Here is a 14,448-nt window from a genome sequence, read left to right as displayed (position 1 = left end):
GCGCGATCGTCACGATGCCGCGTGGACGATGAGATCGCGATAGCCGTCGACGATCACGCTATACGAGAAGTAAGCGAAGAGCACCGCCGACAGCACGTGGCACGCGCGCAGCAGGCGCGTGCCGGCGCGCTTGCGGCCGTGGCTCGCGAGCGTGCAGATGAAGATGGTCCAGCCGAGCCCGCCGCAGAAGAAGCCGAGCAGGAAGACGGATGCACTTACCGTGCTCGTCGCGCCAGCCTTCGCGATCAGCGCGCCGCCGACCGCCGCAAACCAGAGAATCGCGCTCGGCGACGATACCGCGAGCAGGCATCCGCGCAGGAAGCTCTTCAGGTGGCTCTGACGCGGCGCGTGCGGGTCGGCTTCGCCGGCGACGGGGGGCGCGGTCTCCGGCTTCAGCGCCTCGCGCGCCATCTTCCAGGTGAGCATCAGCAGTACGATGCCGCCGCCGATCCACACGACCCATCGCACGGCTTCGAACTGCAGCAGCGCCGACATGCCGGCGAGCGCGAGCGCCGCATAGAGCAGATCGCCGAAGCAGGTGCCGAGTCCGAGCACGAGTCCCGGCTTGAAGCCGTGCGACAGCGCGAGCGAGATGATCGCAACGTTCGCGATACCGATATCCAGACACAGCGACAGCGACAGGAAGAACCCGTCCGACATCAACGACCAGGAATGCATCATCGCTGCCCGGTCAGTGTCAGGGTCACGTCGAGCCGTCCGGTTTCGACGCCCATCGTGTTGCGCATCGCCGGATGACGGAAGTCGTCGAGCGCCGCGCGTTGTTCCGGCGTGCCGATGCCGAGCAGATGCAGCACGTGCGCGACGATCGCGTGCATGACGGCGAGGTTGCCGTCCTCCACCTTCACCGCGATACCGAGCGCGCCTTCCGCACGCTTAACGCCGATCGCATAGCTCGCATCCGCGCCGGTCTTGCCGACGACCGCGCCGCCGAACGCGCGCATGAGCCGCTCGCAAAAGCGGCCCTCGCCGGAGACGAGTTCGGGATACGTCGTCATTGCACGATGGATGCGCCCGAGCGGCGAATCGTCGGGCGCAGCGGCGAGCTTCATGTACAGCCGCGCCAGCCGGTCGAGCGGGAAGGCGGGCGTCGGCAGGTTGCAGCCGTCGATGGCCCATTGCACTTCATCGGAGGGCAAATCGACCGCCTGCGCCACCGTCTGCTTTACGTGGGCTTGCAGCGGGTGCGCGCTCAAGTGGTAGCCGTCGAGCGGCGCGTTCATCGCGCGGGCGGCGGCGAGCATGCCGGCGTGCTTGCCCGAGCAGTTGCTGCACACGGGCGTCGGCGTGAAGTCGCGACGAATCCAGTCCTTATAGACGGCGTCGGAAATCGGCGGATGGCCGCCGCAGCGCAGATCGCTTTCGTGCGCGTCGGCCTTGGTGAGCATCGCGCGGGCGCGGTCGATGTGGCGCGGCTCGCTGCTGTGCGAGCCGCACATCAACGCGAGATCGGCGTCGTCGAAAGCGAAGCGCTCGAGCGCGCCCGTCTCCATGATCGCAAGCGCCTGCGCCGGTTTGGCGGCCGAGCGCGGCAGCGTCACGCGATGCGGATCGCCGAACGCGTGCAGCACGTCGCCATTTGCATCGACGACGGCGACGTGCGCCCGATGCGTGTTCTCGATGGCGCTTCCACGATGGAGCGTCGCCGCGATCATGCGTTGCTCCCCGCATCGTCGAGACCGATTTCGGTCCACAGCGCATCGACGCGCCGCTTGACGGCGGCATCCATCACGATCGGCCGCCCCCATTCGCGATGTGTTTCGCCGGGCCACTTGTTGGTGGCGTCGAGTCCCATCTTCGACCCGAGGCCCGCCACCGGCGATGCGAAGTCGAGATAGTCGATCGGCGTGTTGTCGACCATGACCGTGTCGCGCGTGGGATCGACGCGCGTGGTGATCGCCCAGATGACTTCCTTCCAGTCGCGCACGTTGACGTCTTCATCCACCACGACGATGAACTTCGTATACATGAACTGTCGCAGGAAGCTCCAGACGCCCAGCATCACGCGCTTCGCATGGCCGGCGTAGCTCTTCCTCATCTGCACGATGGCCATGCGATAGCTGCAGCCTTCGGGCGGCAAGTAGAAGTCGGTGATTTCGGGAAACTGCTTTTGCAGCAGCGGCACGAAGACTTCGTTCAGCGCGACGCCGAGCACGGCCGGTTCGTCGGGCGGCTTGCCGGTGTACGTCGAATGAAAGAGCGCGTCGCGCCGCATCGTGATCTTCTCGACCGTGAAGACCGGAAACCACTCCTGCTCGTTGTAGTAGCCGGTGTGATCGCCATACGGCCCTTCGAGCGCGTGCTCGTAGCGCGCGGCGGCGCCGGTCGCCGGACGCGGCGGTGCGCCTTCCGGCGCCGGAGGCAATGCGCCTTCCTGCGGATAGATGAAGCCTTCCAGCACGATTTCCGCGCGCGCCGGCACCTGCAAGGTGTCGACGCCCGGCGTCAGGCACTTCGCCAGTTCGGTGCGCGAGCCGCGCAGCAGACCGGCGAACTGGTATTCGGAGAGCGTATCGGGCACGGGCGTGACCGCGCCGAGGATCGTCGCGGGATCGGCGCCGAGCACGACCGCCACCGGGTACGGCTTGCCCGGATTGGCGAGCGCGAACTCGCGGAAGTCGAGCGCGCCGCCGCGATGTGCGAGCCATCGCATGATCAGCTTGTTGCGCCCGATTAGCTGCTGACGGTAGATGCCGAGATTCTGACGCGGCTTGTTCGGCCCGCGCGTCACCGTGAGGCCCCAGGTGAGCAGCGGTCCCGCGTCGCCAGGCCAGCAGGTCTGGATCGGCAGGCGCGCCAGATCGACGTCGTTGCCTTCCCACACGATTTCCTGGCAAGGCGGCGAACTCACGGATTTCGGCGCCATGTCCCACACGGCTTTCGCGAGCGACAGCAGCTTGCGGGCGTCCTTCAGGCCGCGCGGCGGCTCCGGCTCCTTGAGCGCGGACAGCAGACGGCCGACGTCGCGCAGGGAATCGAGCGCGGCGGTATCGCTGCCGAGTTCCGCGTTCGCGCCTGCCGTCGTCTGCGTTTCGATACCCATGCCGAGCGCCACGCGCCGCGTCGTGCCGAACAGATTGGCGAGCACCGGCATGGTGTGACCAGTCGGCGCTTCGAACAGCAAGGCCGGGCCGCCCGAGCGGAGAACGCGATCGGAAAGTTCGGTGATTTCGAGGATGGGGGAGACGGGCTGGCGGATGCGGCGCAGTTCACCGAGCGCTTCGAGGCGGGCGGTGAAGTCGCGCAGATCTTTATATTTCATCGATGGTCGATTGAAGACTCGAGGCCGCTACCAGAGAAGCCGGGGAGCGGGACGGCTGCGCGCTTGGCGATTGTCGATTTTACCTGCGCGTGCGTCCGTGCGCTGGGAGACATTCAGCGAATTCCCCTCGAAACCGCCCGGCAGATGTGCGTTGCCGCTCCTAAACAGTGTTCATCATAACTGTAAGTAATTGAAACGCAAAGCTATAGCATTGACGGATCATTAAACCCTGCTAGAATCGCTTCGCATCAGTTGCAGGTTTTGAAACTTTTTACCTCTGCCTCAGGTTTTCTTCAGACGCTGTGCGTCGCCTGCGCCGTACCTGCCCGGCGATTCGTGGCTGTTGGTTGTCACTGCCGGCGTTTTTGCGCCGGTTTTCGCGTGGAAAGCCACCTGCGCACCAAGGGCACGCTGTTCGTGCCGCGCAACCCGGCGTCGCTTGCCGGATCGGTTTTCCAGACGGCGCATGCCGTTTCCCCGATGCCGCTTATGCCTTGCCAAGAGCGAGCGGTGTCTGATTTACGCTTCGATTTCCTGGCTTGCCGGCAATCATCAGCGTAAATCATGCAACATTGGGAGCATCGATGAACGCTTGGTTGACATGGCGTCCCGACACTCGCGCCGCGCAGTTGATGCGCGCCGCGCTGCGTCGTGGCAGCCGAATGAGTCACTATCTTTTCAGTCTGGTCGGCTGCGCGGCCGTCGTCACGGCGCTCGCGCTCTGGCTGCTGCCATCGTGGCGCACGACCTTTGCCGCACGGATCATGCCTTTCGTGTCCGCAGCGGTCCAGGCGGGACCCGCGCGTCTGCTCGCCGGTCAGCCCTTGCCGCCGTTCGCGGCGGTGCATCGACCGCCGGGCGGTGATGGCTCGTCCATCCGGATCGCTGCGAATGCCGGCGCGCCCGCTGCACCGTCGCCGCTCACGCCGTCGCTCGGCGCGGCTGCGACCGACGACGAAAGCACGCGCCAGTTGACCGGCGGCATCAGCCTCGCCGTGTCCCCGAACGGACTCGATCCGCGCACGATGCCTTCGGTCGCCGTGCTGGCCAACGCCATCCCGGCGCAGCGCGTCGTCGCCGATGCGCGCGACGATCGGGCGCTCGTCTCGACGCGCGAGCAGAAGCTCGTCGCCACCTTCATCGCGCGCCGGTATCGCGTGGCGCAGGAGCCGGTGAGCGAACTCGTGCGCGCGGCGTTCGATACGGGCCGCGAAGTCGGTCTCGATCCGCTGCTGCTGCTGTCGGTGATGGCGATCGAATCGGGCTTCAATCCGTACGCCGAAAGCGGCGTCGGCGCTCAGGGCCTGATGCAGGTCATGTCGAAGGTGCATTCCGACAAGTTCCAGTACTTCGGCGGCTCGCACGCGGCGCTCGATCCGCTCGCGAACATCAAGGTCGGCGCGCTGGTGCTGAAGGATTGCATCGCGCGCGGCGGTTCGGTGGCGGGCGGCTTGCGTTACTACGTCGGTTCGACGTCGCAGGACGACGGCGGTTACGGCGCGAAGGTTCTGGCCGAGCGTTCGCGTCTGCGCGATGTCGCGCGTGGCCGCAACGTGCCGGTCAACGGGCCTCAGGCGCCCGTCCAGGCCGCGCCGAAGCAGGTGCTGGCGTCGGCATCGGCGACGGATGATGCGGCCAAGCGCGTCCACATGACGATGGATGCACCGAAGAAGGCGGACGCTCAGGACGGCGGCGACATCGGCGAAGCGAAGCACGTTCCGTCGGCGGAATACGGCGCCTGATCGGCAGATCGTATAGCCAGAACGAAGAAAGGGCGCCCGAGGGCGCCCTTTTTCATGGTCCCGCGACAGCCGCCATCAGCGTCTGAACAGGTCGCCGAGCCGCGCCACGGCTTCTTCGAGCTTCGCGTACGCCGTCGCATACGACAGCCGGATGTAGCGTTCCGGCGCATGAACGCCGAAATCCGCGCCCGGCACGAGCACGACGCCCGCGTCGTGCAGCATCGACCGGGTGAGGGCACCGCTGTCGCCGGCGGCGGGGTGATGCACGCCGTTGGTGTCGGCATAGACGTAGAACGCGCCGTCGGGCACCACCGGCACGCCGAAGCCGAGCGAGCGCAACGCCGGCACGATGTAGTCGCGCCGCCGCTTGAACTCGAGCCGCCGCGCCTCGTAGATCGCGATTGTCTCCGGCTCGAAGCACGCGAGCGCGGCATGCTGCGCCAACGCCGACGCGCAGATGAACAGGTTCTGCGATAGCTTCTCGACGGCGCCGATCATCGCGTGCGGCACGACGAGCCAGCCGAGCCGCCAGCCGGTCATGCTGAAATACTTGGAGAAGCTGTTGACGGTGACGACGTCATCGCCGAACGAGAGCGCCGACACCGGTTTCGCGTCGTAGCTCAGGCCTTGATAGATCTCGTCGACGATCGTGAAGCCGCCGCGTTCGCGCACCGTATCGACGATACGGCTCAGTTCGCCCGGCTCGATCGACGTCCCGGTCGGATTCGACGGCGACGCCAGCAGCACGCCGCGCGTCCTGTCGCTCCAGTTCGCGCGAACCTGCTCGGCCGTCAACTGGAAGCGCTCGGCCGGGCCGCTCGGGATCAGCACCGGCTTGCCATCCGCCGCCGACACGAAATGGCGGTTGCACGGATAGCAGGGATCGGGCATCAGCACTTCGTCGCCGTGATCGACGAGCGCCATGCACGCGAGCAGCAGCGCCGCCGACGCGCCCGCCGTCACCACGATGCGCGCGGGATCGACCGTCAGGCCGAACGCATCACGATAATGCGCGGCGATGGCTTCCCGCAGCGCCGTGACGCCGAGCGCGTTCGTGTACTGCGTGACGCCGCGGTGCAGCGCATCGGCGGCGGCGCGCGTGACGGGTTCGGGCGCCGTGAAATCCGGCTCGCCTATGCCCATATGGATGATGTCGCGCCCGGTGCGTTCCAGCGCCTGCGCGTCCTTCATCAGTTCCATCACGTAGAACGGCTCGATCGCGTCGACGCGCGACGCGAGCCGCACGAGCGGCTCGGACACGTTGTTCATCGGCGCGCCTGCGCTTCGGCCGGGCGCATCGCGACGGCGAGCTTGTCCAGCACGCCGTTCACGTACTTGTAGCCGTCCGAGCCGCCGAAGGTCTTCGTCAGTTCGACCGCCTCGTTGATCACCACGCGATACGGAATGTCGATGTGATGCTTGAACTCGAAAGCGGCGACGAGCAGCACCGCGCGCTCCACCGGCGACAACTGTTCGATAGGCCGGTCGAGACACGGCTGCAACTGCGCGGAGAGCGCGTCGGCTTCCTTGATCACGCCGTGCAGGATGGCGTCGAGGTGCGCGTGGTCAGCCTTGTCGAAGCCCTGCGCGTTGCGCAACTGCGCGTCGATTTCGCCGCCGGGCGCGCCCGACAGCAGCCACTGGTAAAGCCCTTGCGTCGCGAGTTCACGCGAGCGGCGTCGTGCGCTCTTCATGCGCGGTCCTCGTCTTCGTCTTCATCTTCGTCGTCTTCATCGTCGCCGCCGAGCTGTTCGAGCGCGACCGACAGATTCGCCATCTCGACCGCGACGCGCGCCGCATCGCGGCCCTTCTCGGTCATGCGGGCGACGGCTTGCTCGTCGTCTTCGGTCGTCAGCACGGCGTTCGCCACCGGAATGCCGAAGTCGAGCGCGATGCGCGAAATGCCCGAGCCGCTTTCATTCGATACGAGCTCGAAGTGATATGTCTCGCCGCGCACGACCGCGCCGAGCGCGATCAGCGCGTCGAACTGGCCGGATTCAGCGAGCTTTTGCAGCGCGAGCGGAATTTCGAGCGCGCCGGGAACGGTGACGAGCAGCACGTCCTGGCCGATCACGCCGAGGCGTTCGAGTTCTTCGATGCACGCATCGGCGAGGCCGTTGCACACCGGTTCGTTGAAGCGCGACTGGACGATGCCGATGCGCAGGCCGTCGCCGTCGAGATTCGGCTGATATTGTCCGATTTCCATATAGAGATCCGTTGGTTTGGAATGGGGTGGGCGTTCAGGCCGAGCGAAGATGCGGGACAGCCGCATCGGCTGCACCGGCGGCGTTCGCTGCCGTGGCGGGCGATCCGGGCATCGGAACGAAGCCCGTTACTTCGAGCCCGTAACCCGACATGCTGCCGAGCTTGCGCGGCGTTGCGAGCACCTGCATCTTGCCGACGCCTAGGTCGCGCAGAATCTGCGCGCCGATGCCGTAGGTCTTGAAGTCGATCGGGCGGCGCGCCTGCTTCGCGGCCTTGTCGCTCTCGTCGAGTGCGCGGAAGGCGTCGACGAGATGATCTTTCGTGTCGCCGCAATTCAGCATGACGATCGCGCCCAGATCGCGGGCGGCGATTTCGCGCATGGCGGCGTCGATGGTCCACGAGTGCGTGGACGCGTCGATTTCGAGCAGGTCGAGCACGGACAGCGGTTCGTGCACGCGCACGGGCGTTTCCGTATCGGGCGACGGCGTGCCGCGCACCAGCGCGATATGCGGCGAACCGCTCGGCTCGTCGCGATACAGCACCGCGCGAAATGGGCCGTGCGCGGTCTGCATGGTGCGCTCGCTGACTTTCTCGACGATCGATTCGGTGCGGCTGCGATAGTGGATCAGGTCCGCGATGGTGCCGATCTTGATGCCGTGCTGTTCGCCGAATTCGATCAGGTCGGGCAGGCGCGCCATTTCGCCGTCGTCGCGAATGACTTCGCAAATGACCGACGCCGGCGACAGCCCCGCGAGCGACGCGAGGTCGCAGCCCGCTTCCGTGTGTCCGGCGCGCACGAGCACGCCGCCCGGCTGCGCCATGATCGGGAACACGTGACCCGGCTGAACGATGTGATCGGCGCGGGCATCCGGCGCGCAGGCTGCTGCGATGGTGCGCGCCCGGTCGGCCGCCGAAATGCCGGTGGTCACGCCTTCGGCGGCTTCGATGCTGACCGTGAAAGCGGTGCCGTATTGGGTGCCGTTGCGCTGCGTCATCAGCGGCAGGTTCAGCTGCTTGCAGCGTTCCTGCGTGAGCGTCAGGCAGATGAGGCCGCGGCCGTAGCGGGCCATGAAATTGATGGCTTCGGGCGTGATGAAGTCTGCGGCCACGATCAGATCGCCTTCGTTCTCGCGGTCTTCTTCGTCGACGAGGATCACCATGCGCCCGGCTTTCAGCTCGGCGATGATTTCTGGAGTGGAGGCGATCGACATGGTGCGTCCCGATGGGTGCGTTTGGGAAAGGGCGTATTTTACGCCACGGCCGATGGACAGGCGGTGAAATCGCCGCGGGCGGGGTGGGGGAGTTGGCTTATGACGGTTGGCCGACTGTTGCGCTGGCGGGATGTTTGCGACGATCCGAATTCCTGCCGATTTCGAAGCCTGCGCACAGTACACACTGTTGAGCGGAAACGGCTTTCATGCAGAAGAAGTCATTTCCCCTATGCAGGCGCGAGAAACTGTCGGAACTCATCGATGAAGTGCGGAAGGGCGCGGACGAGGTGATCGCGAAGAACGCCGGGTGAGTCTCGCGCTGATCAGTACCGAAAGCTGGAAGACTGCCACCGCGGGGAGCGGGCGCGTGTTCATTCGCTATCGTCCGGGGAACGTCAAGGAGGCCGTGGGAGCGCGGAAAGCGCGTGACCACACACAAGACGCCGGTAAATTGCCCGGACGTCTGCGTGCACGACGCGAAGCGCGCGAGGAAAACCGGCCGCAGAAGAGACGCGCGGGCGACGAATGATGCACTCAAGCTCGCGACTGTCCGATTCTTGATGGCATTCAAGGCCGAACGTGAATCCCGAGCGTGGCTGGCGGCGGCAAAACCTGAGCGCACGGGCGACGCATTCCACACGAAACCCCGGCCTCTGCTCCAGCGATTTCCAGCGATTGTGGCCGCCTGTTCGTGAACATTGCTGGCACACGTAGGCCGCTTTGCGGGCCTGCGACGAACTGAGCGAAGGAACAGAACGCGCGACGCAGCGGGTCGAACGGCGCAAGCTCGTGTTCGTGACTACGTGCGCTCTATCGACTCCTGAGCGACACGCTGCTGCGCGCGTCGATCCGGCACACCAAAGAACTTCGCAACCCCAAACGCCGAGCCATATGGCCGCCGTCACGCCCCGCTCATCATCCGCTCGACATACCGCGCGATCAGATCGATCTCCAGATTGACCTTCGCTCCGGCGTGCAGCGCCTTGAGCGTCGTAACTTCCACGGTATGCGGGATCAGGTTGATCGAGAACTCGCAGCCGTCTGCCTGATCGCTGACCGAGTTGACCGTGAGACTGACGCCGTTCACCGTCACCGAGCCCTTATAGGCCAGATACTTGCCGATGTCCTTCGGCGCGACGACGCGCAACTCGTGCGATTCGCCCACACGCTCGAAGCGCGACACGACACCGAGCCCGTCGACGTGACCCGACACGAGATGGCCGCCGAGCCGGTCATGCGCGCGCAACGCCTTCTCCAGATTCACTTCCGCGCCGGCGTTCCCGAGCCCAACGGTCTTGTTCAGACTTTCACGCGACACATCGACGTCGAACGAATCCGGCGCTTTCTCGATCACCGTCATGCATGCGCCCTGAATGGCGATGCTGTCGCCCAGCTCGACGTCCGCGAGATCGAGCCCGCCTGCAGCGACCGTCAGGCGGACGCCCGCTTCCGGCTCCGTTCCGAGCGGCGTGACTTTCTCGATGCGGCCCACCGCCGAGACGATTCCTGTAAACATGAAGTGCGTTCCTTTGTTCGGTCAGATTCAGCGCGTTTCGCTCGCGGCATGCGCCCCGGCGAACCGCGCGAGAATGCGCAGATCATCGCCGAGCCGGTCGATGCGATGAAACTTCAGATGCGGCCGCGCATCGAGCGTGTCGGGCGGCGCAAAGTCGAACATGCCGGGCGCGCTGCCGAGCAGACTCGGCGCGAGATAGATCAGCAGTTCGTCGACGCAGCCCTCGCGCAGCAGCGAGCCGTTCAGCTTGTGCCCCGCTTCCACATGCAACTCGTTGATGCCGCGATCGGCGAGCGCGGTGAGCATGGCGGGAAGATCGACCTTGCCGTGCTCGTTCGACAATTCGGTGAGTTCCGCGCCTCGCTCGCGCAGCACATCGGCGCGGGCTGGATCGGCATCGGCGGCATGGAAAATCCACGGCGGCGCGCCTTCGAGGATGCGCGCCTCGAGCGGCACGTCGAGCCGGCTGTCGATCAGGACGCGCTGCGGCTGGCGCGGCGTGTCGACCGCGCGCACGGTGAGTTGCGGATCGTCCTCGCGCACCGTGCCGATGCCCGTCAGGATCGCGCAGGCGCGGGCACGCCAGGCGTGGCCATCGGCGCGCGCGTCCTCGCCCGTGATCCACTGGCTTTCGCCCGATGGCAGACCGGTGCGTCCGTCGAGCGTCGCCGCAGCCTTCATGCGCACCCACGGACGGCGCCGCGTCATCCGCGAGACGAAGCCGATGTTCATCTCGTAGGCCTCGTTGGCAAGCAGCCCGCAGCGCACGTCGATGCCCGCCTCGCGCAGCATCGTGAGACCGCGTCCGGAGACGGCCGGGTTCGGATCTTCCATCGCCGCGATCACTTTCTCGACGCGCGCGTCGATCAGCGCATGCGCGCACGGCGGCGTGCGGCCGAAATGGCTGCACGGTTCGAGCGTCACGTAGGCGGTTGCGCCGCGCGGGTCCTTGCCGCGCGAGCGGGCGTCTTTCAGCGCGCGCACTTCGGCGTGGTCCTGGCCGGCCGGCTGCGTGAAGCCCATGCCGATCACTTCGCCGTTCTTGACGAGCACGCAGCCGACGCGCGGATTCGGCGTCGTCGTGTACATGCCGCGCGACGCGAGCGCTAGCGCGCGTTCCATGTAGGTGAAGTCGGATTGCGAGAACATCGCGCCGGTCCGTGCGGCGGGGCTAGGCCGCGACCGACGCGAACGCGCCGCTCGCGGCGTCGATCGTCGCGGCGATCACGGCGTCGTCGTGGGCGCTCGACACGAAGCCCGCTTCGAACGCGGACGGCGCAAAGTACACGCCGGCATCGAGCATCGCGTGGAAGAACGCGTTGAAGCGCTTCGTGTCGCCGTGCGCGATCTCCGCGAAGCTGCCCGGCACCTTGTCCATGAAGTAAAGGCCGAACATGCCGCCGATCGAATCGGCGGAGAAGGGCACGTTCGCGTTGCGCGCGGCGGCGGCGAGGCCGTCGACGAGCTTGCGCGTCTGCTTTGCGAGGTCGTCGTAGAAGCCGGGGCGCTGGATCAGCTGCAGCGTCTTGAGGCCGGCCGCCACGGCGATCGGGTTGCCCGACAGCGTGCCCGCCTGATAGACGCCGCCCAGCGGCGCGAGATGGGCCATGATGTCGCGCCGCCCCCCGAAGGCCGCCGCCGGCATGCCGCCGCCGATGACCTTGCCGAGGCACGTGAGGTCCGGCTGGATGCCGTAGACCTGCTGCGCACCGCCGAGCGCGACGCGAAAGCCGCACATCACTTCGTCGAAGATCAGCACCGCGCCGTACTCATTGCAGCGCTCGCGCAGCGCGTTCAGGAACTCGGGCGTCGCGCGCACGAGGTTCATGTTCCCCGCGACCGGCTCGACGATGACCGACGCGATCTCCGCGCCGAACGCCGCGAACGCTTCGTTGAGCTGCTCGACGTTGTTGTATTCGAGCACCGTCGTGTGCTTCGCGATGTCGGCGGGCACGCCGGCCGAAGTCGGATTGCCGAACGTCAGCAGGCCCGAGCCGGCCTTCACGAGCAGGCTGTCCGCGTGGCCGTGATAGCAGCCCTCGAACTTGACGATGCGGCTGCGGTTCGTGAAACCGCGCGCAAGGCGCAGCGCGCTCATCGTCGCTTCGGTGCCGGAGGACACCATCCGCACCTGTTCGATCGACGGCACCAGCTTGCAGATTTCCTCCGCGATCTCGATTTCCGCCTCGGTCGGTGCGCCGAACGAGAAGCCGTCGGCAAGCACGCGCTGCACCGCTTCGAGCACTTCGGGATGAACGTGGCCGAGGATCATCGGGCCCCAGGAGCCGATGTAGTCGATATAGCGCTTGCCGTCCGCGTCCCAGAAATACGGGCCCTGCGCGCGCTCGATGAAGCGCGGCGTGCCGCCGACCGACCGGAACGCCCGCACCGGCGAATTAACGCCGCCGGGGATGGTTCGCTGGGCCCGTTCGAAGAGAGCTTGATTCTTGGACATGGATGAAGGCCTGCTGAAAGTGGATGCGAGCCGCGCGGAACCGGGCGTTCGCCCGTGGCCGATGCCCGGCGTCCGGCGCGACGATTGTTGCTGAAATTGTACCGGAGTCGTTGCAAGCGGGCGGGGTCGGGCGTGGCGGCGGCGTCCGTCATCGGCCCGCGTCGCCGGAGGGAAGCGGTGCCGCATGAGGATGCCCGCGCCGGCCCGTGCGCGCGGTCCAGAGCTTTTCGAGCGCGCCTTCGGCCATCGGCTTGATGAGGGTGCCCGAGCTTTGCGCATCCCACGTCTGCACGGAGAAGGGATGCGCGCGCAACTCGTCGCGCGTGACGACGACATGCTCGCGCGCATCGACGAGCCAGTCGTACACGAAGTCGATGCACAGCCGGTAGCCGCGCTTCGACTGCGCATCGGGGACTTCATAGGGCGCGCGCGTCACATAGCCGGACGCGAACACGCCCTTCGGCTCCTGCGCCACGCGATGCACGAACACGCGGTCGCCCGGCAGGAGGCCGCGTGCGGTGCCGCAGCCCCACACATCGGCGACCGCTTCGCCCGCTGCGACGCGGCGCGCGACATCGGGCAACTCGGGCCACGGCCATTTGCGCGGGCTCCAGATCAGAAGGAAGGCGGTCATGCGCCGAGCTTAGCGCAACGCCGAAAAAGAGGTCGCGTACAATGGGCCGCTCGCCTTCGAGGCTAGAAGCCGCGAAGCGCTCCGTCCTTTTCCAGCGCACCCGATGTCAGACACCACTCGTCGCCGGCCCGATCGCCGGCTGATTCTGTTGCTCGGCGCGCTTGCAGCGTGCGGCCCGCTGTCCATCGACATGTACCTGCCGAGCCTGCCGTCGCTCGCCGCCGCGTTCGGCACGAGCCCGGCCGCCGCGCAAAGCACGCTGACGAGCTTCATGTTCGGCTTCTCGTTCGGCATGCTGCTCTACGGTCCGCTGTCCGATGCCTATGGCCGGCGGCCCGTTCTGCTCGGCGGGATCGCGCTTTACGCGCTGGCAAGCGTCGGCTGTGCAGCGGCATTCTCCATCGACGCGCTCGTCTTCGTGCGCTTCCTGCAGGCGCTCGGTGCGGGCGCGGCGTCGGTGCTGGCGCGCGCCATCGCCCGTGACGCGCATCAGCCGACCGATGCAGCCCGCGTGCTGTCGATGCTCTCCATCGTCACGTCGATCGGACCGCTGCTTGCGCCGCTCATCGGCGGGCAATTGCTGCTGCTCGGCGGCTGGCGCGTCGTGTTCGTCGCGTTGACGCTGTTCGGCGCGGTCTGCGCCGTGACCGCGTTCCTGCGCGTGCCCGAAACCTGGCCGAAGGAAAAGCGCGCGAACGCGGCGCTCGGCAAGTCGTTCGCCGCCTACGGACATCTGCTGACCGATCCCGTCACCTGGGGCCATGTGCTGTGCGGCGGCATGGCGTTCGCGTCGATGTTCGCGTATATCACCGCGACGCCGTTCGTCTATATCGATTACTTTCACGTCAAGCCGCAGCATTACGGGCTGCTGTTCGGACTGAATATCGTCGGCATCATCGCCGGCAATGTGCTGAATACGAAGCTCGTCGGGCGCGTCGGTCCGATCCGGATGATTTCGGGCGCGGCGATCGTCAGCGTCGCGGCGGCGCTCGTGGTGGCGCTCGTCGCGCTGACGGGGTGGGGCGGGCTGTGGTCGATCGTCGCTAGCCTGTTTTTCGTGGTCGGCGTCGTGGGGTTGCTGTCGGCGAACTGCACGACCGAACTCATGCATCGCTATCCGCGCAACGCGGGCGCGGCGGCGGCCGTCTTCGGCGCGATGCAGCTCGCACTCGGCGCGCTGGCGAGTCTCGCGGTCGGCCTCTTTCACGATGTCTCGCCGCACGGCATGGGCATCGTCATCGGCGTGTGCGGGGTGCTGACGTTCGCGGGACGCACGCTCGTGATGCGTTCGCACGCTACGCCGGTACGCGTCTGACCATCGTTGCGACGTGCGCGGGCGAAAAAAAACCTCGCGCGATGGCGAGGTCTAAGAGGTCAGGTGTTGCATTCGGTCTATATTCAGTCA

At 66.5% G+C, this 14,448-nt stretch carries 14 protein-coding genes; 2 read left to right on the top strand and 12 right to left on the bottom strand.

Annotation, left to right across the window (positions count from 1 at the left end; all coding sequences use genetic code 11):
* Positions 1-9: 9 nt before the first annotated feature.
* The 4 genes from LDZ21_RS10025 to LDZ21_RS10010 form a co-directional block, all read right to left on the bottom strand.
* The gene (locus LDZ21_RS10025) at positions 10-678 is read right to left on the bottom strand and encodes a LysE family translocator (protein WP_035961135.1); all 669 of its coding nucleotides are present in this window, start codon (positions 676-678) and stop codon (positions 10-12) included.
* Positions 678-1,673, bottom strand: coding sequence for an asparaginase (locus tag LDZ21_RS10020; protein WP_244793142.1), 996 nt, complete (start codon positions 1,671-1,673; stop codon positions 678-680). The genes LDZ21_RS10025 and LDZ21_RS10020 overlap by 1 nt, the downstream gene beginning before the upstream one ends.
* A complete protein-coding gene (locus LDZ21_RS10015) occupies positions 1,670-3,280 on the bottom strand; it encodes a UbiD family decarboxylase (protein ID WP_244793140.1) in 1,611 nt (536 codons plus the stop codon). The genes LDZ21_RS10020 and LDZ21_RS10015 overlap by 4 nt, the downstream gene beginning before the upstream one ends.
* Before the next feature lie 282 nt (positions 3,281-3,562).
* The gene (locus LDZ21_RS10010; RefSeq protein ID WP_152562524.1) at positions 3,563-3,748 is read right to left on the bottom strand and encodes a hypothetical protein; all 186 of its coding nucleotides are present in this window, start codon (positions 3,746-3,748) and stop codon (positions 3,563-3,565) included.
* Positions 3,749-3,864: 116 nt separating this feature from the next.
* On the opposite strand from LDZ21_RS10010, the gene LDZ21_RS10005 reads away from it, so the two are divergent.
* Complete coding sequence (locus LDZ21_RS10005) at positions 3,865-5,022, top strand: transglycosylase SLT domain-containing protein (RefSeq protein WP_244793139.1); 1,158 nt, start codon at positions 3,865-3,867, stop codon at positions 5,020-5,022.
* A 75-nt stretch (positions 5,023-5,097) separates the two neighbouring features.
* Here LDZ21_RS10005 and LDZ21_RS10000 read toward each other — a convergent pair whose 3' ends face one another.
* The 8 genes from LDZ21_RS10000 to LDZ21_RS09965 all read right to left on the bottom strand — a co-directional run bounded on the left by LDZ21_RS10000 (position 5,098) and on the right by LDZ21_RS09965 (position 13,043).
* Complete coding sequence (locus tag LDZ21_RS10000) at positions 5,098-6,291, bottom strand: pyridoxal phosphate-dependent aminotransferase (protein WP_244793137.1); 1,194 nt, start codon at positions 6,289-6,291, stop codon at positions 5,098-5,100.
* Positions 6,288-6,716, bottom strand: a complete 429-nt coding sequence (gene nusB / locus LDZ21_RS09995; RefSeq protein ID WP_035960659.1) for a transcription antitermination factor NusB — start codon at positions 6,714-6,716, stop codon at positions 6,288-6,290. The genes LDZ21_RS10000 and nusB overlap by 4 nt, the downstream gene beginning before the upstream one ends.
* Positions 6,713-7,228, bottom strand: a complete 516-nt coding sequence (ribH, locus tag LDZ21_RS09990; protein ID WP_244793135.1) for a 6,7-dimethyl-8-ribityllumazine synthase — start codon at positions 7,226-7,228, stop codon at positions 6,713-6,715. The genes nusB and ribH overlap by 4 nt, the downstream gene beginning before the upstream one ends.
* Positions 7,229-7,262: 34 nt before the next feature.
* Positions 7,263-8,438: a bifunctional 3,4-dihydroxy-2-butanone-4-phosphate synthase/GTP cyclohydrolase II gene (gene ribBA, locus LDZ21_RS09985; RefSeq protein ID WP_035960663.1), complete on the bottom strand. Its 1,176-nt coding sequence runs from the start codon at positions 8,436-8,438 to the stop codon at positions 7,263-7,265.
* Positions 8,439-9,339: 901 nt separating this feature from the next.
* Positions 9,340-9,954 (bottom strand): riboflavin synthase, encoded by a 615-nt coding sequence (locus LDZ21_RS09980; protein WP_244793133.1) that lies wholly within the window; start codon positions 9,952-9,954, stop codon positions 9,340-9,342.
* A 27-nt stretch (positions 9,955-9,981) separates the two neighbouring features.
* Positions 9,982-11,103, bottom strand: coding sequence for a bifunctional diaminohydroxyphosphoribosylaminopyrimidine deaminase/5-amino-6-(5-phosphoribosylamino)uracil reductase RibD (ribD, locus tag LDZ21_RS09975; RefSeq protein WP_244793131.1), 1,122 nt, complete (start codon positions 11,101-11,103; stop codon positions 9,982-9,984).
* Positions 11,104-11,125: 22 nt separating this feature from the next.
* The gene (hemL, locus tag LDZ21_RS09970; RefSeq protein ID WP_035960671.1) at positions 11,126-12,409 is read right to left on the bottom strand and encodes a glutamate-1-semialdehyde 2,1-aminomutase; all 1,284 of its coding nucleotides are present in this window, start codon (positions 12,407-12,409) and stop codon (positions 11,126-11,128) included.
* A gap of 148 nt (positions 12,410-12,557) precedes the next feature.
* On the bottom strand, positions 12,558-13,043 hold the full coding sequence (locus tag LDZ21_RS09965; RefSeq protein ID WP_244793130.1) for a hypothetical protein: 486 nt from the start codon (positions 13,041-13,043) through the stop codon (positions 12,558-12,560).
* Positions 13,044-13,146: 103 nt separating this feature from the next.
* Between LDZ21_RS09965 and LDZ21_RS09960 the strand changes: the two genes are divergently transcribed.
* Positions 13,147-14,358 (top strand): Bcr/CflA family multidrug efflux MFS transporter, encoded by a 1,212-nt coding sequence (locus LDZ21_RS09960; protein ID WP_244793128.1) that lies wholly within the window; start codon positions 13,147-13,149, stop codon positions 14,356-14,358.
* The last annotated feature ends 90 nt before the right edge of the window (positions 14,359-14,448 follow it).

The organism is Caballeronia grimmiae (assembly GCF_022879615.1).
GTDB classification, from domain to species: Bacteria; Pseudomonadota; Gammaproteobacteria; order Burkholderiales; family Burkholderiaceae; genus Caballeronia; species Caballeronia grimmiae.
This window is presented reverse-complemented; position numbering and strand designations above follow the sequence as displayed.